This window comes from Pedobacter sp. B4-66 (assembly GCF_018492665.1).
Taxonomy (GTDB): domain Bacteria; phylum Bacteroidota; class Bacteroidia; order Sphingobacteriales; family Sphingobacteriaceae; genus Pedobacter.
Genome location: NZ_JAFVME010000010.1, coordinates 43076 through 64507 on the forward strand (window position 1 = coordinate 43076; position 21432 = coordinate 64507).

A 21432-nucleotide genomic window follows, 5' to 3' on the forward strand; every position below is an offset into this window, starting at 1 on the left:
TAATTTAGACGGTTCGTGGTCGGTTTAAAATGTATTTTCTATTTCTACTCCAGTTGAAGCAACAATCAAAGTACCTTGAGAATATTTCTCATTATGCTGAGAAGCATCCAAGCCTTCTTCTTCTTCTTCCGAAGTAACACGGATTGGTTGTACCAGATTAATTAGTTTGAAGATTATGAATGACATTACAAAACTGAATACCACTACAATCACAACACCTTTTAACTGAGTAATAAAGAAAGATGGGTTTCCATATAATAAACCATCTACACCTGCACCGTTAACGGTTTTAGTAGCAAAAACACCTGTTAGCAACATACCTACTATACCACCAACGCCATGGCATGGGAATACATCTAAGGTATCATCAAGACTGGTTTTTTGTTTCCATGAAACGGCAAGATTAGAAATTACAGCAGCAATAACACCAATAAAGATACTTGAAGGGATACTAACAAATCCAGCACCCGGGGTTATAGCAACCAAGCCAACTACTGCACCTATACAAAAGCCTAGTACAGAAGGTTTTTTTCCTCTTGACACATCAAAGAACATCCATGACAGACCAGCTGCACCAGCTGCAATGTTTGTAGTAAGGAATGCAGAAACAGCTAGGCTATTTGCTCCTAATGCCGAACCAGCATTAAAACCAAACCATCCGAACCATAACAAACCTGTACCTATTAATACATAAGGAATATTTGCTGGTGGAACTTCATTATGCTCAATATGAGATTTTCTACGTTTTAACACTAAAGCCCCAGCCAAAGCAGCCATACCTGCAGAGATGTGAACCACAGTACCACCTGCAAAATCCAACACTCCCATTTTAAACAGAAGGCCTTCTGGATGCCATGTCCAATGTGCTAACGGAGAATAAACAAATAATGAAAACAATACGATGAATAAGATGTAAGAAGTAAAACGAATACGTTCAGCAACCGCACCTACAACAAGTCCTGGTGTGATAATCGCAAACATTAACTGGAAAACAGCAAATAATGAAAGCGGAATAGTTGCAGCAAGACTCCATGAAGGGCTAGAATTTACACCCTGAAAGAAGAAGAAAGTCCTTGGATCACCAATAAAGCCACCAATTGTATCCCCAAATGCCAAGCTAAAGCTAACTACTACCCAAAGAACAGTAATTACTCCTGCAGACACAACACTTTTGATCATCGTAGAAAGAACATTTTTACGATGAACCATTCCTCCGTAAAAAAATGCCAAGCCTGGAGTCATTAAAAATACAAGAGCTGAAGCGATCAATACAAATGCAATATCTGGAGCACTGTATTTTCCCTCATCAAAGTTGGGAAGTAGAGGGATAAATAGAGCTAAAATTGCAATTATTAATAAAACTGCAAACGGGCCCCACTGTTTAAATAAAACTTTTGCCATAACTGTTAGATTTTACTAGTTTATAATTATACTTTATCTGATTTTTTGATAAAACTAGGTATAATTTTCAATTATTCATATTTTAAATCAAACAAAAACACAAAAAACATATTTAAAAACTAAAAAACCAGACAAAAAACATAGAAATTTAACAAAATCACATCTATATTTTTAAATATTTATCACATTCAACACAAAAACACCTTTATTTTTTAACAAAACAACAAAAATTAGCAAAAATTAAAAAACACACATAAAAAAACAACAAACAAAACAAAAACAGACGCAACAAGTCAGAAAAAATCAAATTCAGATATTTAGCGTATCTTTAAATACATTATGAAATCGTATCATTTAATTTTTAAACAGAAACTACCAATATCAATAAGAGAAACATGGGACTTTTTCTCTTCACCAATGAATTTGGCGCAAATAACTCCAAAGGAGGTCGCCTTTAGGGTAACTTCAGCCCCTAGCCACATAGATGAAATGTATCCCGGAATGATCATCACCTATAAGATATCTCCAATAGCAGGAGTCAATCTCAACTGGATGACCGAAATCACTCAAATTAGAAAAGAAAAATATTTTATTGATGAGCAGCGATTTGGCCCATATAAGTTCTGGCATCATCAACACCACTTTAAAACAATAGAAGGCGGAACAGAGATGACAGATATATTAACGTATGCTCTACCAATGGGTATCCTGGGAAGAATAGCCAATAAGATATTTGTTGCTGATAAACTGCAGCAAATATTCAATTTCAGAAAAGAGAAGGTTATTGAATTATTTGGAACTTATCCAGAGATCCTTAAGTGACCTCTGGATAAGGATACTATTAATGAAAGAAAACGGCTGCATCTACACCCTTAATTTAGCTATATATTCTGATCCTTGTACTACACCTCTGCGTTCAATTTCTTTATCAATATAAGTTTGAATAGCAGACTTATTTAAGCCCCAGTTAGGCGCGATTAACAAGTCCCAGTCTGATATCCCGAATAATCGTTGAATCACGATATCCGGCCTCAATAGTGGAATTAACTTGCAAAGTAGGTCGGTATACTCCTCTAATGAGAACAATTTGAATGGTTCCTTTTTATATTTCACTCCCATAATTGAACCTTCTACGATGTGAAGGTGGTGAAATTTCACAAACTTAATTTGTGGGAAACGATTAATTTCATGGATGTAACCTAACATCATCTCTTCAGTTTCCCATGGAAAACCAAAAATAGTATGCACACATAAATCAAGCTTACTATTCTCAAGCAATTTCACTGCTTCAACAAACTCTCCATGGCTACATCCTCTATTGATCTGATTAAGAGTCTCGTCGTATATAGATTCCATACCCATTTCCAAATCTACATCAAAGCGATCAGCGTAGCTTTCAAGTAAAGCCACCTTTTCTGCATCAATACAATCAGGTCGGGTACCTACAGAAAAACCGACAACATCTTCTGTATTTATAGATAATGCCTCATCATACATCATTTTTAGATAATGTACCGGAGCATAGGTATTCGTATTAGGCTGGAAATAAACAATAAATTTATCGGCTTTATAAAAACCTTTACCTCTTTCCATACCCTGCTCCAATTGCTCGCGTATGGTTGGCAGTTTTCTGGAAAGTTCGGGAGTAAAAGAATCTACATTACAATAGGTACAACCACCATAACCTTTACTACCATCACGGTTAGGACAAGTAAACCCACCATCAACTATTACCTTAAACACACGTTGGCCGTTATATTTCTCCTTAAGGTGTGTTCCGTAATTTTTATACCCTTTTATTCCTTGATCCAGTAAAGTTCCCAATTGCTTTTTTCTTGCAAAAATACAGCTTTTAATTTATTTCTAAGAAAGAATGATTGTTAGCCTTTAGAGAGTTACTACTAAAATGGAAATTAAGCGGTTTTTAGTTCCATTACTTTTTTAATTGGCCAAAGTGTAAAAACTACAGACAATGTGCCAGCTAATACACCTAAAAGAATAGAGAGTAAATCTCCATTAAAGCTATAATCTTTAGGAACACTTGCTTGCACAAGCAACATAAATAACAAAATAACAGACGAAGTAATTACACCGTTAGCACCAGCCATCTTAAACATGAATTTATTCTTCGTAAAATTATCAGGCAGCACAAAACCTGCTTTTCCCTCTTCAGAAAGTGCAATCGTTTTTTTCAAAATATCAAAAGTGATGATAAATGGAAGTAACAGCGCCATTGGCAAAAGAAACCTCGCAACACAATTCTCACCCTGGAACAAATGAACTGCATCAAACTTTTTAAAACTAAAATATGGGATAATAGTATTGGCGATAACATTGGGAATGAGATAAAACAGCAGGTTTCTTTGAACAAACTTTCTCAATCTCACATCATCACTTTTTAATTCTTTAAACATAATTCATCATCAACACTTGTTCTACCAATTCAAGCGCTTTATTTTTAATTGCGGCGGCCTCACTTTCAGGCAAAAAAGCATCATTGGAACAGAATGTAAAGTCCATTTCTCCTTTAAAAGTACTTACCACTATAGTATTGGGATTTCTCCAGGGAAACCCCACTGTAGGACTATAAATTGCTTCTACCTCAAAAGAATCATATTTTTCAGGAATCCCCAATTTGCCCATATTCGAAAAGGTTACATCATGTGTCCCATCAGTGGTTAGCAGATACTTCACCATCTTACTTACTGAACCATGAAAATACTCACTCATAACTAGTAGTTCATGAACTCTCATAGCCGCAATTTTTGTATTCAGATCATCCTTTACTTTCTTCGCCTTTTCCCAAAAACCAACAATCTTATCGTCAACTGATAATTCAGCAATAGGTGCAAAAGCAAACATGTTATCCCCCTTTATTTCAGCAACAAATTTCCTCACATCAACCGGGCAAATGGCTTTCCCATGTACTTTATTACCCCTTATCGCCTGAAAAGCACTTAATAAAATAACACACAAGGCGGCATGAACACTTGCACCCGCAGCCTTACATTCAGCAGTAAGCGCAGCAGTTTTACTTGCATCCAACCTCCAGTGCAATAAATAATTTTGTCCTGTTGGTTTCTTATTTTTCGTCGATTTAAAAAGAAAAAATAGTTTAGCAACGACTGAAAAAAACTTCGCTTTTAAAATCTGTCCTTTAGTTGCTTTAAATGACGGTGAAAGTAACCCTTCCATAGAATTAAAAGGCAGATAACTCGACAGTTCCTTTTCAGGCTTATCCAGTAACTCCAACATTTCACTCATCAAAGTCACAAAGGTTGTTCCATCACAAATACAGTGTGGACAAACCAAAATTAAATCAGAAACATCAGTATCCTTTAACCACACCAGCCTAGCCAATGGAGCGCTCTTCTCATTAAAGAGTTTCGCCCACTCAACTTTAGACTGCACCTTCCAATCATTGTCATAAACCCGCTCAGTAATCCTAATGGGAATTTCAGCAAGCTTATTGCTGGAAACAAAATAAGGAACACCTTTGGCATCCTCCTTTATAGTTGCTCGCAATAAAGGATGTTTTTGTTGCATTTTATTTAATGCATTACGTAACCTTTCAAGAGTAAAACTACCACGAATAGTTACTGCAAACACACAATTTAAAGGAGTAGAAGAATCCACGTACATGATTCGCTCTCCCATGATCAGTCTTCTTCTCATAGCTTATTCAGTATTTCCATCATTTTTTCTTTAATGGTCTGCGCCTCAGCATAAGGAATAAAACCTTCACTGGCAATAAATGTAAAGTCCATTTGTCCGAGATAAGTTGAGGTAACAAGTGTTGTTGTATTTCCCAGCGGCCCAATTACAGAAGGACTAAAAATAGTTTCTACCGCAAAGTTTTTATATTGATGAGGAATATCTACCCTCCCCAAATTAGAAAACATGCAATCATTACTCGACTTACCGTACTTTAAAAAATTAGTAAAATTATTTAATGAGAGGTGAGATTCTTCCATCATCATAATTGTTTCATACGGATCTAGTTTTGCTGTTTTCTTATCGATGTCCTCTTGCATTCTTTTAGCATCGGCAAAAAAATCAAGACCTTTGTCTGCAGAAACCACCAGCATCAAACCAAAAGCAAAAATGTTATCTCTTTTTATTTTTGGCGCAAACCGCCGAATATCAACAGGCAAGGAAATTTTATTATGAAACCCCTCTTTGCGGACTTCCTTAAAAGCATTTAATACCGCCACACATAATGCAGTATTAACAGTAACTCCTTCAGATTTACATTTGCGGATTAACCGATCACTGAGTTCTTTTTCAAGCTTCCAGTGAATCATGTAATCTCGCTTTCTTTCAATGAGTTTCTTCTTACTTACTGGAACCAACCACAAGAACAGATTTGCCACACCACCAATTAATTTAGCTTTGATGATCTTTTTCTTACTATTTAGAATGGAAACAGGTATAATATCTTCAATCCTTAATATTGGATCCTCTCTACCAATATCCACCGAACCATCATCAATAAGTAAAAGTAGCTCTGCCAAAATTGCCATAGCAGAACCTCCATCACAAAGACAATGATGAATAACCATGATAAATTCAGAAAACTCCTCACCCTTTATCCATACCAACCTCATTAACGGCCCTGATCTTGTATCAAATACCGTCGTCCACTCCTTCATCGACTCTGTTTTCCAGTCATCATCACTAGTTCGTGTAACAATTCTTAAAGGAATAGGTAATTCAATCTTCTCACTAACGACAAACCATGGCATTGATTTCTCATCATCCTTTACAAAAGCATTCAACAATGGATGTTTGTCCTGAAGCTTTTTTAATGCAAGATGCAAATCCTCAGCCTTAAAATTACCTTTTAACTTTATTGGGATTACAGCATTAAATGGCAAGTCTCCATTTCCATGGAGCATTCTTTCGGCAAATAGGAGTTTTCTTTTCATCAGTATTAATTAACAGTTACCAATACTTGTTCTGCATCTGCAAACTCTTCAAGAAGCTGTACTGCTTTATCATTTCCACCTGCAGCAAGAAATGTCTCTTTAATTCTTAATGAGGCATTTCTGTATACAGGATTTTCGAGCAATTCAAAAACTGCCTTTTTCATGTCCTCAATACGTAACCTCTTATATCGTATTTTAATACCGCAGCCCGCATTCTCAATAAGCTTAGCAGTATGAAAATGATCATAGGCAATTGGAGTGATCAGCATTGGCAAGCCATTAATGAAAGTATCATTAACTGTATTAAAACCACCATGACAGATCACAGCATCCATTTTTGGCATCAACTCAGCCTGTGGCACAAAACCATTTACAATAAAATTATCAGGCCATTGTTCAAAAATATCAGGATTGGTAGCCGCTACAATAGTTACCGGAGCATTCGCAAAAGCTTCAATCAGCTTACCAAAAAACTCTTTTCTAATATCAACCAATAAAGTTCCCAAAGAAACAAACACCTTAGGAGTAGTAGCCTTTTCTAGTCTCTCCCAATCAAAAGCTGTATGATTTGGTCGGCCTTTAACCGGCCCAACAAATTTCATATGTGGCATCCAATTCTGATCCCCTGCAAACTCTTCAGAAGTGAAAACGATGTTCATTTTATGAGAGTGAATTACAATCTCATCACCATATACACCAAACTCCCTCTGCAAGCCTTTAATCAGATTTTCTTGCCATTCAAATATTTTAGGTGCACTGTTAGCTGTGTCACCCATTACATCTGGTGGAACAGGCGTACTGGTAACACAAGGAATCCCTTTAATATGAGCACATAAAGCTCCTGCAAAAGTGATACAGTCGTTTACAATTACATCCGGTTTCCACGCATCCACAAAGTTACCTAAGCCTTTCATCATAATGCGAGCAACCGGAACATAGGTTTCTTCAAGTGCAAGCTTCATTACTTCCGGTCCAGAACAGGCAGGGCCGTCATCCTGACGTTTTAATATATTCTGAAGTTCTTCCTGGTACTCAACCAAGTCACCCTCCGGATAGATGTATTCACCACCCTCAGGGATATGAGAATCCGCAAGAGGCGTGATTCCAAACCATTTTACCTCATGCCCCCTGGCAATTAAACTAGCTCCTATACTTAATGTTGGGCTTATATGACCAAAAAACGGCGGCACAACAAACAAAAACTTTGACATAATTTCTTTTAATTATTTAATACTTCAACATACCTCACCGCACTTAATTGCACTAGCAAATCTGCAGCAGTCTCCGTTCCACCAGCCTCTTCAAAAGAAGCACTCATTTTTTGCGCTGCTTCTTTAAAATCACTATTGTTTAAAATCTCCTCAACAGCTTCTTTTAGATGTCTTGACTTAAATCGATTAAAATTCAACCTCAATCCAGCCCCCACTCTAACCACCCTACCAGCAACATGCGACTGGTCGTATGCAATAGGCACTACCACCATTGGCAAACCATTAATTAAAGTTTCGCAAACAGTATTATGGCCTCCATGACAAACCACTGCATCTAAATGAGGAAGTAATTCTAATTGCGGAACATTACGCTGAACAATAAAATTATCAGGCCATTCCTCAAACAATGAAGGTTCAGAAACCACTACTACAGTTAAAGGTTCGTCGGCAAAGGCTTCAATTACCTTAGCAAAAAAGCTCTTCTTGTGCTCATGATCAAAAGTAGTCCCAATACTGACCAATACTTTTGGCTGCTCACTCTGCTCTAGTTTTTGCCAATCGAAGGCAGTTTGTCCGGCTCTTTTATGGATAACAGGACCAACAAACTGATAGTTAGAGGGCAATTCCATTTCTCCAAAAAATGCTTTCGAAGTCAAAACCATTGTTAACAAATCTGAACAAGCAATAGAATTCTCGCTTTGAATACCCAACTCGTTTTGAAGTGCTACAATCTGATTTACTTCCCATTCATGAATCTTAGGAAGCTCATCCATAACCTTAATCGCAGCAGGTGCCGTAACAGAAGTTGCATAAGGAATGTTTTTATTAGCCGCAGCTATAGCTCCGGCAAACATCTGATGGTCTGTAATTATCAGATCTGGTTTAAACTCATCTAGTAAAGTCAGAATCCCCTCATAGCTATGCCTGTTCAAAGGAATCAACACCTCCTCATAAAGGAATTTTATACTATCGATACCATAAACAATCTTTTTGGTAATGATATCAAGATACTTCTCGCTATCCTGCTTTTGCTGATCACTTTCATCATACTCGATCAGCAGCAGTTGTCCACCTTCAGGGAGACGTAAAGCCAAAGATTTATCCAGACTAATCCAGGCTACTTCATGCCCACGACGCAACAAAACTGCACCGATACTTAATGTAGGATTAATATGCCCTGTTAAAGGCGGAACTATAAAAACGAATTTAGCCATTATTAAAAAATGTTTCCATGATATTACCAACACTTACCGGCTCCTGAATCGGAATATTGTGGTCGCCGTTCACCTCAAGCAAAGCCGCTCCTCTTATCTTTGTTTTCAATTTCTTACCTGCCCCCAAACAATTCGACTGCGAACCATACAGCAATAAAGTGTCCTGCTCGATATCAGAAATCTCAGCCGCACTAAAAAACTCTTTTTCAAGAATCATATCACTCTTTATGCTAGTTTCATGAAAAAGATACTCGTACATGCGATGGTTACGTTCCATTTGTCGTTTACCCATTTTTACCTTCGTAGTATCGGTAAAATTGGTTACATAATGTTCCAGAAACTCTCTGCTATAATCATCGATGATATCCCTTGTTTTATCATCATTAGGATCTGGGGCCTCTATAACAGCAAGCTTTTTCACCTTTTCGGGAAAACGTAATGCCATTTTTAAAGCAATAAGTCCCCCAAAGCTATATCCTGCCAGATGTACTTTAATAATCCCTAAACTATCCATCAAGCTCACAAGATCATCAGTCATGCTGTCAAGGTCGTACCCCTTTGCTATTCTTTCACTCAATCCATGACTTTTAAGATCATACATCACCACATGAAAGTGTTTCGCTAAAATGGGGGCAATATTAAAATAGTAAATAGAAAGGTTACTAAACATCCCATGAACAAGCAGCACCGTTTCCGCAGCTCCCTTATTCAGTTCCTGAATATGCACCCCCCTGTTATTTACCTCTATTACTGGCATTCCTCTATATAATTAACAATCGTACCTAAATTCAGATTGATAAGCTGATCAAGATCCATGTTAGACAACCATCCTGTAAAGTCTATCTGCTCACCAAAATGTGCTTTAATTTTCTCAGAAAAGGATACAATTTCAATACTATCCATCTCAAGATCTTTAGTGAAAGAGCTTTCCATGGTGATATCCATTTCTTCTACAAATTCTTCACCTATCACCTCAGTAATAAATTGTTTCATAAGATCAAAGATCTCGTTGCTATTCAGTTTTGCTGTCGATACTACTGCGTCCATCCGATTATATAATTTTTATGTTTTATAGTTTTTATGAATATGTCGTTAATTCTTAATTCTTCCCCTCTAATCTCCTGTATGGTATATGCTTTCGGATTCCCCATTAATCCCTTTCCAAGATATTTCCCATAAGCCTCCTTTGCTACCCAAAAACGAGTTGACCATTCTGCATTGTCCTTATCAGCCAATAAAGCTTTTTCTTCTTCAGAGAAAACAAGGTCACCAAATCCTACACTTCGTTCCTCAATCCTTTCTATGTCAATACCCACAGAGCGATCATACTGGGCAATACCCACCGCATCAGTTCCCTTATGAGCAATAGAAACATGGATTCCATCTGTCATACTGCCATAAGGATAAGGCTTCCTGAATTCATCAGATTTGATTTCAAAAGCAATTGGATAATATGCTTCCTGTTTGGTCTTGTTTAGCAAATTGCGGACTGCATCTTTTACTGCCACCCTGCTAATCATCCATTCTTTACGCTTATTCGGCAATAAAGAATTATGATGTTTTTTCTCATCCTGATTGAAATAGCGTTTTAAGATGAAATCCCAGGAAACAACCCTGCTATAAGCATTATGGAACATGAATACACCCGGTGCAATCTCTTCAGAAAGTCTGTTGTTTAATGGCGACATGGATACACTCCACAAAGCATCATCAATTTCCAATCTTCTGTTTTGCCAGCCAGTTATTATTGCCCAGACCTTACCATCTCTTTTCATCACAAAATCTGCCGTAGCAAATTCATCATTCAAATCAGTGAGTACACATGTACATTCAAAGCTTCCTCTCTGATCTTTAAAATCATCAAAAAACTCTATCTCCTGTATTTTTACCGGGAAAGCGATGCGATCCTTTGTCAGTGTAAGCTGTAGCCATAAGCCAAAAAGTTGTCCCGCATTATCTAAAAGCGACCCCTTTCCAGCATCACCTTCAATGATACCCGTAATACCCTTTTCGCCAACTGCAATTAATTTCTTTATACCCTGATAGCCAGGACCATGAAACATGTGTCCATCATAAATCTGCTCAGTTGTTCTATCGATATCTAAAAGCTTACCTATATCAAAACTCCTCAAAGGATCATCAGCAAGTTTGCCTGTTAGCAGTACCTCTGCATTTGCAAAACGTTCCAGATTCAGATATACCAGTTGCTGACTTTTCCACTCTCCGACAACCGTTTCTACAAATGGCTTTGCAACATTCATCCATTGAAACACCTTAATATTCAAGATCTTTTGTACCTGTTCTTCAGGCGACTGTTCTGCAGCAATTTCAGCGAACATTTCAAAGATCATTGTCATCGGAATTACCGGATCCATATCATCAACACAATGCCATCCCTTAGGTTGTCTAAGTAATGAGTGGTCTACCAGATATGGGCAATTATCTAAGCTGACATCCAGTTTTTTAGAAAACGGAACTCGCTGTCCAGAAGTTCTCACTATCGGAGCAGGAGCATTTACAGTTTGAGCAGGATGTGTTGTCTGCGCCGAAGAGAAGCCTCCATTACCAGAAACTCCATTTTTAAACAATTGAAGTAATTCAGATTGAATATCAATCATCTCTTCAACATTCTCATTAAATGCTTTCATTAAAGGGTGAGCAGCAACATCCTCTAAAATCACATCTTTGCGATAAGCACTCTTTTCCTGTTTTATTGCCAGTGCTTTAATACCGGCAATGTTATTAATTATAGGTAAACCAAGCTGCAGTACCATCCCCTTTCTAGCGGCAACATTCTTCTTGCCATAGCCCATAAACTGCATTCCCGCTTCTTTGCCTTCTATAAACAATGCCGCAAGTACACGTTGTAACTGTGCAATACCAGAACGTATTGGCACATTTGAAGATACCGAGCTAAAATTTTTACCACGTAAAGTATCATCAATAAAACCAATCAATCCACCAGACCCAATTTGCACAAACATCCTTGCGCCCTCATTATAAAGTCGCTCAGTTAGTTCACGAAAGCGAACCGGTTTTATCAGATGCTCTACACTTAATTGCCTTATTGCTTCAAAACCTTCAGGATAAAGCTCCAGTGTTGTGGCCGACCATAAAGGGAACTTCGTTTTTCTGAACTGCATATCTTTCATGCCGTCCAACATCACATCTAGCTTATCTGCCACAAAAGGCGAGTGAAAACCAGACTGAAAAGGCAATATCTGATGAAAGATCTGCTGATTCCGTAATATTGGAACAAGTTCATCAAGCGCTGCATTAGTTCCACAAAGAATAACCTGTTGCGGACAATTATCATTAGAAAGATATAACTGATCTATGTTTTCAATAATAGGTTGCAGTTTATCAATTCCACATCCAACGGCAATAAATTTGGAATCTTTTAACTCAAATGTTTCCGGATTGAGGTAATTCAACAATTGCATTACCGATGATTCTTCCGCTAATTCAGAAGATCTTGCGGCAAGCCATTCACCTAAACTATGTCCGGCGTTCATATCCGGCAGCACCCCTAACTGTTTAATGGCAGTATCCAGAATACTACTTTTCTCCAGAATCTTCAAAGCCTCATCCAATAAACCACCAGAAACCAAAGCTTCTTTATGTGCTATATTAAAATGCTCAGCAACACTCAAAATTTCTCCTCCGGCTAAGCCATCAAGACCAGGGAATACAAAAGCGACTTTACCACCATTGCTTAAAAGAGGTTCATTGGTATACCATATATCTTGCTTATTTCTCCATGGATTGTCTTTCCCTGCAATTTTAAGCGCTTTCTTTATTCTTTCCGGAGTTGGATCAAACACCGCAATGCGATATTGTCCTTCACCCGGATCTTTATCATTGGCTTCCAAAGCGCTCAGCAAAGCCTGGTGACTATGGCGCGCAATTAATAATACCTCATCAGTTTTAGCATTCGTTGAAACAGAAGTAGGTTCTGGTTTATTAGCTCCATACCCCTCAAGTACCACATGTGCATTTATACCCCCAAAACCAAAGGCATTAACTCCTGCGATTCTTGGCAAACCTGAAGCTTCCCAATCTTGAGCATCTTGAACTGCTTTAAATCTTGTTTCTTTTAATTGTGCCAAAGGCACTTCACAATGTAATGTTGGCGGAATAATACCATGATACAATGCCAATGATGTTTTTATCAACCCGGCAATACCTGAGGCAGGCATCGCGTGGCCAATGTTAGACTTTACCGTTCCTAGACCCGCCTTTGGCAATGAAGCATCATTACCAAAAAACTGCAATAAGGTCTCAATTTCAGTTTTATCACCCAATGGAGTACCGGTACCATGCGCCTCAATATATCCTATATCTTTTAAATCGACACCTGCATTTTCCCAGGCCTGAGTAATCGCTTTAATCTGTCCTTTTACTGAAGGGCTCATTACGCTAGTACCACTGCCATCACTACTAACCCCAATACCTTTTAGTACTGAGTAAATCCTGTCGCCATCAGCAATTGCATCTTCAAGGCGTTTTAATACTACAAACCCGCAGCCTTCTCCAATAAGTAATCCATCAGCCCCCTCATCAAAAGGAGCAATTTTTCCTTTTCTGGATAACGCACCAAGTTGAGTAAAAATACTCCAAAATGCTGCATTCTGACCAACATGAACGCCCCCTGCAATAACCATATTGCAGCGGTTACTATTCAGTTCCTGCACCGCATGATCAATTGCAATAAGAGAACTGGCACAAGCGGCATCCAAAGTATAAGCTACACCGCCAAGATTCAACCTGTTAGCGACTAAAGAAGCCACCAAGTTTGGAATAAGCCCCATTGCAGTATCAGCACCAAAACGGCCTTTACGAACTTGAAACTCTTTCTTTACCTTATCTATTTCTTCATCGCCCAGGTGTGGCAAAAGATCTTTTAACACACTTGCAATCTGCTCTCCTGTTCTAACAATTTCTATTGCACGCGTAGCTCCAGGCCCGGCATAGTTACCTTTACCTATAATAATACCGGTTTTATCAAGAGAAACATTCTTTTCAAATACTCCGGCATCTTCCAATGCTTTTTGCACCAGACTAAGCGTTAGCAAATGATCCGGCTCAGTACCTTCAACAGCGACTGGGAGTATCCCAAAATTTGCAGGCTCAAACTCCACCTCAGGGATAAAACCTCCGCGATTACAATAAAAACGATCTACGCCAGATGAACCCTTTTCAAAATGTACCTGATCAATTCTGTTCGCAGGAACAACCTGCGTAGAATCTACCTTATTAATTATATTTTGCCAGAATGTCTCCACATCACCCGCACCCGGGAAAATGCAAGACATTCCTACTACAGCTACATCCGTTTTTTTCATAACACCCTCTGGCTACCAGTTACTTCCTGCCATGATGAGTACCTGACTCTCATTTCCGTATTTAACTTCATTTACAAAGGTTTCCATACCATCCTGCAATGGTATCATCGAAATACCTCTGCGTTCATATTCTTTTTCAAGTGTTGATGAAACCATTCCGGCGCCTTTCCAGGGGCCCCAGTTTATCGCCATCACCTTGCCTTTTATTTTTGCGTTTAATGCCCAGGCATATCTGTCCATTACACTGTTTGCAGCGGCATAATCTGTTTGTCCACGATTTCCGTAAACAGAAGCGATGCTCGAGAAGAAAATTACAAACTGAGTTTCAGGTCTTAGTTGCTCTGCAAGCACACGTAAAGGCGTTACCTTAGTTTCAAAAACTCGCTTAAATGATTCCACTGTTTTACCATGAAACAATTTATCCTCCAACAAACCGGCACCATGAACTACCCCATCTATCCTTCCGTACGCTGCATAAACATCTCCAATAAATTTGCTTAAGCCTTCCTCATCACGCAAATCAAGCGAAGCATAGGACACAACGGAGCCTTCTTTTTCAAGTGAAGTAATAGTTTCCAGAATCTGATTATTTTTATAAATGCGACTCGTTTCCTTTTCTATTTCTGATGGTTTTTTAATCCCACCCTGTTTGATTAGGTAAGCTCTGATCTCTTCTGTAGTTTTCATAGCCGCAAACTGCTCCAATCCATTAGTTCGTGGATCAGGAGAACGACCGACCAAAATATATCTGCAAGGATATTCCTTTGCAAAATGCGTTGTTAACTTAGCAGTAATACCCTGTGCCCCCCCAAGAACCAACACCACAGCATCTTTACTCAATTGAATATGAGAATCGGACAATCCTGTTATCAATTGTGAAGGAATAAGTTCAAGTGTTTGCCTTTGAGCCCCATCATATATAACCTCAGAAGGCACATCAGGATTCAAAATCTCATTTAAGGTAATCACAGCAATTTCCTCTGCAGAAGATTTTGTTGTTAAACTAACAATCCTGCATTTAGTGTTTTCGTATTCCTTATCTAAACTTTTAAACAAACCTGAATAACCCTGAAAATGCCTTAACATGGCAGTATCTGCTTCATTATTCATATGACCTTTGGTATCCGAAATCAAATACACCCATTTCATCTCCTCAAAGTTCAACTCTTTAATCATTGCAATATTGTCAATAATAGTAGCCTTATCCGGCGAGGCAAACATGTTCAGCATGATTAAACCTTTATAGCCTGTTAAGCTATCTTTAGCAGAAACAATATCTACAGTTGCACCTTGCGCCTCAAACAATTCTTTAATAGCTCCCGCTTGTAAACCAGCATCATCAGTTACTGCAAAATGAATTCCTTTTAAGGCCGAAGTATCTTTATTTACAAGCTCTGAAGGCGTAAGCTCAAAGCGAAGTCTTGACAAAGCCTCATTATAGCTGTTAGCACTTTCTTGAATAATCTTTTTAGCTTCTGTAACAGTTTCTGCACCTTCAGTTTCTATTTCAGAAATCCAATTTACCAGACCATTAAGCGTTTTAATAGCTGCAAGTTTTTCCATTAAATCGTCGCCACTATCCTCACTTTTATTAAAGCCAATCTTTACTTTCAGCTCGCCGATGATTTCCATACGTTTAATAGAATCTATACTTAAATCCGCTTCCAGATCAAGATCCATACCTAGCATATCCTGAGGATAACCGGTCTTGTCACTAACAACCGAAAGTATAGCTGATTTAATATCGGCAAGTGTAAATTTCACATTACTTACTGCTACGTTTACATCTAATGCTTCAACCTCCTCCGCAACTGGCAATGCCGACGCTGTATTTTCATTAATCCAGTTTACTAAACCATTTAGGGTTTTAATACCTGCCAGTTGCTCCATAAAAGCATCTTCATTTTTATCAGCATTACTAAAACCACCCAGTTCTGTGCGCAAAGAGCCGATAATCTCCATACGTTTAATAGAATCGATGCTTAAATCAGCCTCTAAATCCATTTCCATACCAAGCATTTCCTGAGGATAACCAGTTTTATCGCTTACAATGCTCATTAAAACTGCTTTAACATCAATTTTTACGGCTACCGATTTTACAGGAGCGGCAACTGCCGACTGAACTGCAACTACTTGCGGTGCAGCTGCAATCTGTACACTTGATGTAGGTTGCACTACGGCTGGCGCAGGAACATACATTTGCTGAGGCATTTGCATGTTAGGCGACTGCTGAGCTAAAAACGTTAACATTACATCACGTTGCGCCTGAATCATCATCTTCATGCTGTTCAGATACTCCTGCATCATTTGTTCGGCCCCATTAGAGGGTGTATTTATATATTCTGTTTTCAATTCTGTTCCTTTTAGTTTAATTGGCTGTACTATTGGCAAAGCTCCGTTAGCAGGTAGCTTCCCTACAGATGGAATAGCGTGCTGCCCATTCACATACCAAACTGTTTTACTCCTTTTGTACTGTCCCGGTTCATCAAGATTTAAAAGTTTGCCATTACGTCCTTCAAACAATTTTTCCAATTTAACATCACGTCCTGTCGCCATATAGGTAGCAATTGTACAAAGCAGGTGCGTTATCTTATTATGGCTATTGTCCTCTGCGTAAAGCAAAAGTTCATCTCTGCCTAAACATGCTTTTGCAAGAGCAGTCAATACCTTCCCAGGCCCAACCTCAATAAATATTCTTGCCCCATCCTGGTACATCTGTTCTACCTGCTCAACAAATTTCACAGGTTTTACAAGGTGATCGGTAAGTCTTTCCTTTACGGCCTCAGCTCCTGTAGGATAACGAGCCGCAGTGGTATTAGACCAAACCGGCAGGTTCAGGTTAGTAAATTCAACCTCATCAAGTACATTTTTATAAAGTGCTTTTGATTTAGCAACCAACGGACTGTGGAAAGCACAAGCAACTTCTAGCGGTCTGAAAGAAATTTTAGCAGTCTTAAGTACCTCAGCAAGGTTTTTAATTGCCGGTGTTGTACCTGCAATTACCAATTGAGTGGGCGAATTATAGTTTACAGCATAAACATCCTTCATTCCATCAATAACCTTGAATATTTCATCTTCCTTACTTGTTACCGCAATCATAGCGCCGGTATCTTCACCTTCTACAGCATCCAGAATAGCTTTAGCACGTTGTTCACTTAAAAACACCAGTTGATCTTCATCAAAAGCACCTGCAAAACACAAAGCAGGTAACTCCCCATAACTATGACCGGCAACCATATCAGGTTCAATACCTAAATCTTTAAGGAAATTGGCAATTGCCAGATCAACAATACCCAATAGCGGCTGAGCCATACGGGTATCCTTAATTCTTTCTTTTTGAGCTTTTAAAGAAGCTTCATCAAATACGGTATTAGGGAAAAGAACTTGCTCATATTCAATCTGGTTCTTTAACAGTTTGCGCATAGCAGGGAAAATCACAAACAGATCTCTAGCCATATTAATACGTTGACTGCCCTGACCAGGGAACATAAACGCAACCTTACCTTCTCTCCTTTTAGTGATGTAAGTATCTTTACTTTCAACACCAGACAAAGCCAGATCAATCTTCATGATTAGGTCTTCAACCCTATCAGCCACAATACTTAATTGTATCTGTTTAGTGTTTCCAAGCGCCAAACTGAAGGCAATATCTTTTAAATCTATATTGTCATTTTCATCCAGTAAAGCCTTCACATTGCTCAATTGCTTTTTGGCTTCTTCATAAGTATCACCTCTAAAAACGAAAAGCTCAGATGGTAATGAAGTTAATGCTGGAGCCTGCTCAGAAACTTTATGATCACTTTCAATAACCGCATGGAAGTTAGTCCCTCCGAAACCAAAAGCACTTACTCCTGCGTAACGCTTATCTTCCATCCAAAGACCGGCTTCGGTATGGAAAGCAAAAGGACTTGTACTACTATTATAATAACTGTTCGGCTTTTTTAAATTAATGGTTGGAGGTTTTACCCCATGGTAAACAGACAGTGCAGCTTTTATTAAACCTGCTAAACCGGCAGCACATTTCGTATGTCCGATCTGAGTTTTTACTGATCCGAGGTGAGTTTGATTAGCCCTTGCGCCCGATTCATTTAACATATCGGTTAACGCACTAAGCTCAGTTCTATCACCCACTACTGTACCTGTTCCATGAGCTTCAACTAACCCAAGAACTGATGGCGAGATACCTGCCTGGCCATAGGCACGTTCAAGTGCCCTAACCTGACCCGATTTACGTGGTGCAGTTAAACCAAGACTCTTGCCATCACTAGAACCACCAATCCCCTGAATTACAGCATAAATTCTATCGCCATCTCTCAAAGCATCTTCATGCCTTTTTAATACTACCATAGCAACACCTTCACCCAATGCAATGCCATCTGCCTCAGCATCAAAGGTTGCACATCTTCCCTTGCGGGATAAAGCATGTGTGCTGGAGAACATCAGGAAGTCGTTGATGCCATTGTGCAGGTCGGCACCACCGGCAAGTACCATATCTGATTTTTCAAGAAACAATTCCTGACAAGCCAAATCAATAGCTGCTAAAGATGAGGCACATGCCGCATCTACAGTATAATTACGCCCACCAAGATTTAACCTGTTGGTAATACGTCCTGAAATCACATTCGCTAAAATCCCCGGGAAAGAATCTTCTGTTGTTTTTGGCAACAGCTCATCCAACTCTGCCGGCATTTCGCCAAACACCTGTTTAAAGAACCCTCTGAAACTGTAGCTGTTCGCAAGGTCATTTCCACCTTCAGCACCAATAATTACAGATACATTCTCTGCATTAAAGCTGCCATCTTTATAACCGGCATTCTCCATTGCCTGTTTGGCCACCATTAAACTCAATAATTGAGTTGGTTCAATTGCAGCTAACGACTGTGGAGGAATACCATATTCCAGTGGATCGAAATCAATTTTAGGAATAAAACCACCCCACTTAGAGTGAGACATATCTTTATCTGTTGATTCCGGGTTATAATACAGCTCTTTATTCCAGCGTTCATCAGGTACCTCAGTAACCGAATCATTACCCAAAATAATATTACGCCAGTATTCTTCAATATTTTTTGCTCCCGGAAAAATACAAGCCATACCTACGATGGCTACATTTAACGATTTTTCTTTAGCCTCAGGAATTGCAGACAACTCTGCATTTTCGATATATTTATAGTTGCCCTCGGCAACATCCTTATGTAAATCTAAAACAGAAACAACCTCATTACGCATTGCCGCTATCTGGCCAATCATGTACATACCAAGATGTAACTGATCCGTTTCAGCAATTGTCACCAACTTATCACCCTGGCGTTCAATTCCTTTTGCAGCAATACGAAGACGACCAACATTTAAACCTTCCAGTTTTGCCCAGATTTCTTTTTTATCTATACCCTCTTTCTGAAGCTTTTCTTTTTCTTCATTAAAAAATGCTGCAAATGGAGAATTTAAGCATCTTGTTTCATGACCCGGTGCTGTTTCAAGCAACACTGTATCGTTAGATGCCATAGCTTGCTCCTGAAATTTATCCTGAATAGCACCTGTAGCAACCGCTTCTTTAGTATACAAATAAGAAGTACCCATTAACACCCCAACCTTTACACCTTTTGCTGCCAGTGACGCCGCCATTACAGCAATAAATGCAGTAGATAAAGCATCATGGATTCCTCCAGCAAAAAACACACTGATCTGTTCCGGCTGATCTTCTTTTAATAGTCGCTCAATTTGCTTCTCCCAAAGCACCATGCTCGACAATGGACCGACGTGCCCACCACATTCTCTTCCCTCAAAAACAAAACGTTTGGCACCTTCCTTTAAAAACATATCCAAAAGAGATACCGATGGCACATGAAGAAAAGTTTTAACACCTAACTTTTCAAGCGGTTTAGCTTGCGATGGTCGGCCACCCGCAATTAATACCACAGGAGGCATTTCTTGTTTTATATACTCCAGCTGCTCATCGCGCAGCTCTTGAGGAGCAAAACCCAATATACCAACACCCCAGGTTTTATTTCCGGCAAGTTTTTTTGTTTCACTAATCAGTTCCTTTGCACGATCACCTTTCAGCAGTGATAATGCCACAAAAGGCAATGCCCCTGCCTCAGCAACCGCATTGGCAAAAGGTGCAACATCACTAACCCTTGTCATGGGCCCCTGTGCAATAGGATAAGTAATATTTAAATCCTTAGCCAAAGCATTACGAGGACTAATCACATTGATTGATTTAGCTTGATTAAGGTGACCGTAAACAGCTTCTTGTATGCCAAATACTAACTTATCTAATTTTTTATAACGATTTACAAGATCTACTGAAATAGAAATATCTTGTCCCATCGGGAGGAACGATTTCTCCAAATCAAAACCATTGAAATAGGGTTCAAGGTCTTTTTCTGTAGCATTATCAACAAGCACAGGTGAATTTGGACGTACCAATACACGGCAATTCCCAATAAGTCTGGTCTCATTACCGCTTAGTTTTTCGCAAGCTTGCTTTATGACTGTGGGCACACTGCATTCAGGGAACAATGTAAGCTGACTATCTAGCACAACTCCTGTTGCACCTGAAGCAATTAAAGCAGCAGCGGTATGTATACCAACTCCACCCTGTACATATATATCTATATTTTTAACTTCTTTGGCGATGCGTTGAAATAATACATACGACGATTCGTAAGCTACCTTTCCGGCACCTTCATTACCTTTTACGATGATACCATCAGCACCTTCTGCCTGGGCTTTTTTAGCATCTTCAACACTGCAAACCTGATAAAACAGTTTTACCTGCTTTTTTCTGGTGATTTGTATTCCGTAAGGTAAGATGATCATTGTTACCTGTTCTGGCAAAATGATATCCTTAAAATCGTCCGAAATCAGGCACACGCCAAATCCTTTCGAACATTTGTTTGACAACTGCTCTAACGCATCAGCAGCTACGGCTTTATCTCTTCCGAGATGAAGCACAGGAAATGCCTTCGCATTTGACACCGCATGAGCAAGATTTACATCAGGCCGTTCAAGTGGAGTTATTCCAATAATTATGGGAGTTTTCATGTTGTTGAGGGATGATTAGGGTTCAACTTCGAGTATTCATCGAATATCAGTTAAGATATCCTACAGAAGCAGGATTTTTATACAGAAAAACACCATGATTTTATTCAAAGTAGCTCTATATCAAGAAAATTATGCGTTTTCAACTAAATATTTCAACAACATTTTAAAAAACACATTGAAAAGCTATAATCCTACGCTCTTGTATGCCCAAAACTACAACTATAAAGAATCAATACCTCCAAAACAACAAAAATGAACAAAAAGAATAAATGCAAAAAAGGCCAAA

The 21432-nt window shown here is 38.8% G+C and carries 12 protein-coding genes; 1 reads left to right on the plus strand and 11 read right to left on the minus strand.

Annotated features, from left to right (window positions below; genetic code table 11):
* Nucleotides 1-24: 24 nt before the first annotated feature.
* Nucleotides 25-1401, minus strand: a complete 1377-nt coding sequence (locus J1905_RS16950; protein ID WP_214228479.1) for an ammonium transporter — start codon at nucleotides 1399-1401, stop codon at nucleotides 25-27.
* Nucleotides 1402-1740: 339 nt separating this feature from the next.
* Here J1905_RS16950 and J1905_RS16955 point away from each other — a divergent pair, with 339 nt between their 5' ends.
* Nucleotides 1741-2223, plus strand: coding sequence for an SRPBCC family protein (locus J1905_RS16955; RefSeq protein ID WP_214228480.1), 483 nt, complete (start codon nucleotides 1741-1743; stop codon nucleotides 2221-2223).
* Between the two features lie 42 nt (nucleotides 2224-2265).
* On the opposite strand, the gene mnmL is transcribed toward J1905_RS16955, so the two are convergent.
* The 10 genes from mnmL to J1905_RS17005 all read right to left on the minus strand — a co-directional run bounded on the left by mnmL (nucleotide 2266) and on the right by J1905_RS17005 (nucleotide 21146).
* On the minus strand, nucleotides 2266-3225 hold the full coding sequence (mnmL, locus tag J1905_RS16960; RefSeq protein WP_214228481.1) for a tRNA modification radical SAM protein MnmL/YtqA: 960 nt from the start codon (nucleotides 3223-3225) through the stop codon (nucleotides 2266-2268).
* Nucleotides 3226-3314: 89 nt separating this feature from the next.
* On the minus strand, nucleotides 3315-3815 hold the full coding sequence (locus J1905_RS16965) for a hypothetical protein (protein WP_214228482.1): 501 nt from the start codon (nucleotides 3813-3815) through the stop codon (nucleotides 3315-3317).
* Nucleotides 3808-5076, minus strand: a complete 1269-nt coding sequence (locus J1905_RS16970; protein ID WP_214228483.1) for a condensation domain-containing protein — start codon at nucleotides 5074-5076, stop codon at nucleotides 3808-3810. The genes J1905_RS16965 and J1905_RS16970 overlap by 8 nt, the downstream gene beginning before the upstream one ends.
* A complete protein-coding gene (locus J1905_RS16975; protein WP_214228484.1) occupies nucleotides 5073-6329 on the minus strand; it encodes a condensation domain-containing protein in 1257 nt (418 codons plus the stop codon). The genes J1905_RS16970 and J1905_RS16975 overlap by 4 nt, the downstream gene beginning before the upstream one ends.
* Nucleotides 6330-6334: 5 nt before the next feature.
* The gene (locus J1905_RS16980; RefSeq protein WP_214228485.1) at nucleotides 6335-7540 is read right to left on the minus strand and encodes a glycosyltransferase; all 1206 of its coding nucleotides are present in this window, start codon (nucleotides 7538-7540) and stop codon (nucleotides 6335-6337) included.
* An 8-nt stretch (nucleotides 7541-7548) separates the two neighbouring features.
* The gene (locus J1905_RS16985; protein WP_214228486.1) at nucleotides 7549-8754 is read right to left on the minus strand and encodes a glycosyltransferase; all 1206 of its coding nucleotides are present in this window, start codon (nucleotides 8752-8754) and stop codon (nucleotides 7549-7551) included.
* Nucleotides 8747-9511: an alpha/beta fold hydrolase gene (locus J1905_RS16990; RefSeq protein WP_214228487.1), complete on the minus strand. Its 765-nt coding sequence runs from the start codon at nucleotides 9509-9511 to the stop codon at nucleotides 8747-8749. The genes J1905_RS16985 and J1905_RS16990 overlap by 8 nt, the downstream gene beginning before the upstream one ends.
* A complete protein-coding gene (locus tag J1905_RS16995; RefSeq protein ID WP_048907178.1) occupies nucleotides 9502-9801 on the minus strand; it encodes an acyl carrier protein in 300 nt (99 codons plus the stop codon). Before J1905_RS16995 ends, J1905_RS16990 begins: the two co-directional genes overlap by 10 nt.
* A complete protein-coding gene (locus J1905_RS17000; protein WP_214228488.1) occupies nucleotides 9789-14099 on the minus strand; it encodes a type I polyketide synthase in 4311 nt (1436 codons plus the stop codon). Before J1905_RS17000 ends, J1905_RS16995 begins: the two co-directional genes overlap by 13 nt.
* 12 nt (nucleotides 14100-14111) lie before the next feature.
* On the minus strand, nucleotides 14112-21146 hold the full coding sequence (locus tag J1905_RS17005; RefSeq protein WP_214228489.1) for a type I polyketide synthase: 7035 nt from the start codon (nucleotides 21144-21146) through the stop codon (nucleotides 14112-14114).
* Nucleotides 21147-21432: the final 286 nt, after the last annotated feature.

What these genes read in the sequence shown, in the direction of transcription:
- J1905_RS17005 (WP_214228489.1), bottom strand. Translation starts at nt 21,146, where the DNA reads ATGAAAACTCCCATAATTATTGGAATAACTCCACTTGAACGGCCTGAT.
- J1905_RS16990 (WP_214228487.1), bottom strand. Translation starts at nt 9,511, where the DNA reads ATGCCAGTAATAGAGGTAAATAACAGGGGGGTGCATATTCAGGAACTG.
- J1905_RS16970 (WP_214228483.1), bottom strand. Translation starts at nt 5,076, where the DNA reads ATGAGAAGAAGACTGATCATGGGAGAGCGAATCATGTACGTGGATTCT.
- J1905_RS16985 (WP_214228486.1), bottom strand. Translation starts at nt 8,754, where the DNA reads ATGGCTAAATTCGTTTTTATAGTTCCGCCTTTAACAGGGCATATTAAT.
- J1905_RS16955 (WP_214228480.1), top strand. Translation starts at nt 1,741, where the DNA reads ATGAAATCGTATCATTTAATTTTTAAACAGAAACTACCAATATCAATA.
- J1905_RS16980 (WP_214228485.1), bottom strand. Translation starts at nt 7,540, where the DNA reads ATGTCAAAGTTTTTGTTTGTTGTGCCGCCGTTTTTTGGTCATATAAGC.
- J1905_RS16975 (WP_214228484.1), bottom strand. Translation starts at nt 6,329, where the DNA reads ATGAAAAGAAAACTCCTATTTGCCGAAAGAATGCTCCATGGAAATGGA.
- J1905_RS16950 (WP_214228479.1), bottom strand. Translation starts at nt 1,401, where the DNA reads ATGGCAAAAGTTTTATTTAAACAGTGGGGCCCGTTTGCAGTTTTATTA.
- J1905_RS16995 (WP_048907178.1), bottom strand. Translation starts at nt 9,801, where the DNA reads ATGGACGCAGTAGTATCGACAGCAAAACTGAATAGCAACGAGATCTTT.
- J1905_RS17000 (WP_214228488.1), bottom strand. Translation starts at nt 14,099, where the DNA reads ATGAAAAAAACGGATGTAGCTGTAGTAGGAATGTCTTGCATTTTCCCG.
- J1905_RS16965 (WP_214228482.1), bottom strand. Translation starts at nt 3,815, where the DNA reads ATGTTTAAAGAATTAAAAAGTGATGATGTGAGATTGAGAAAGTTTGTT.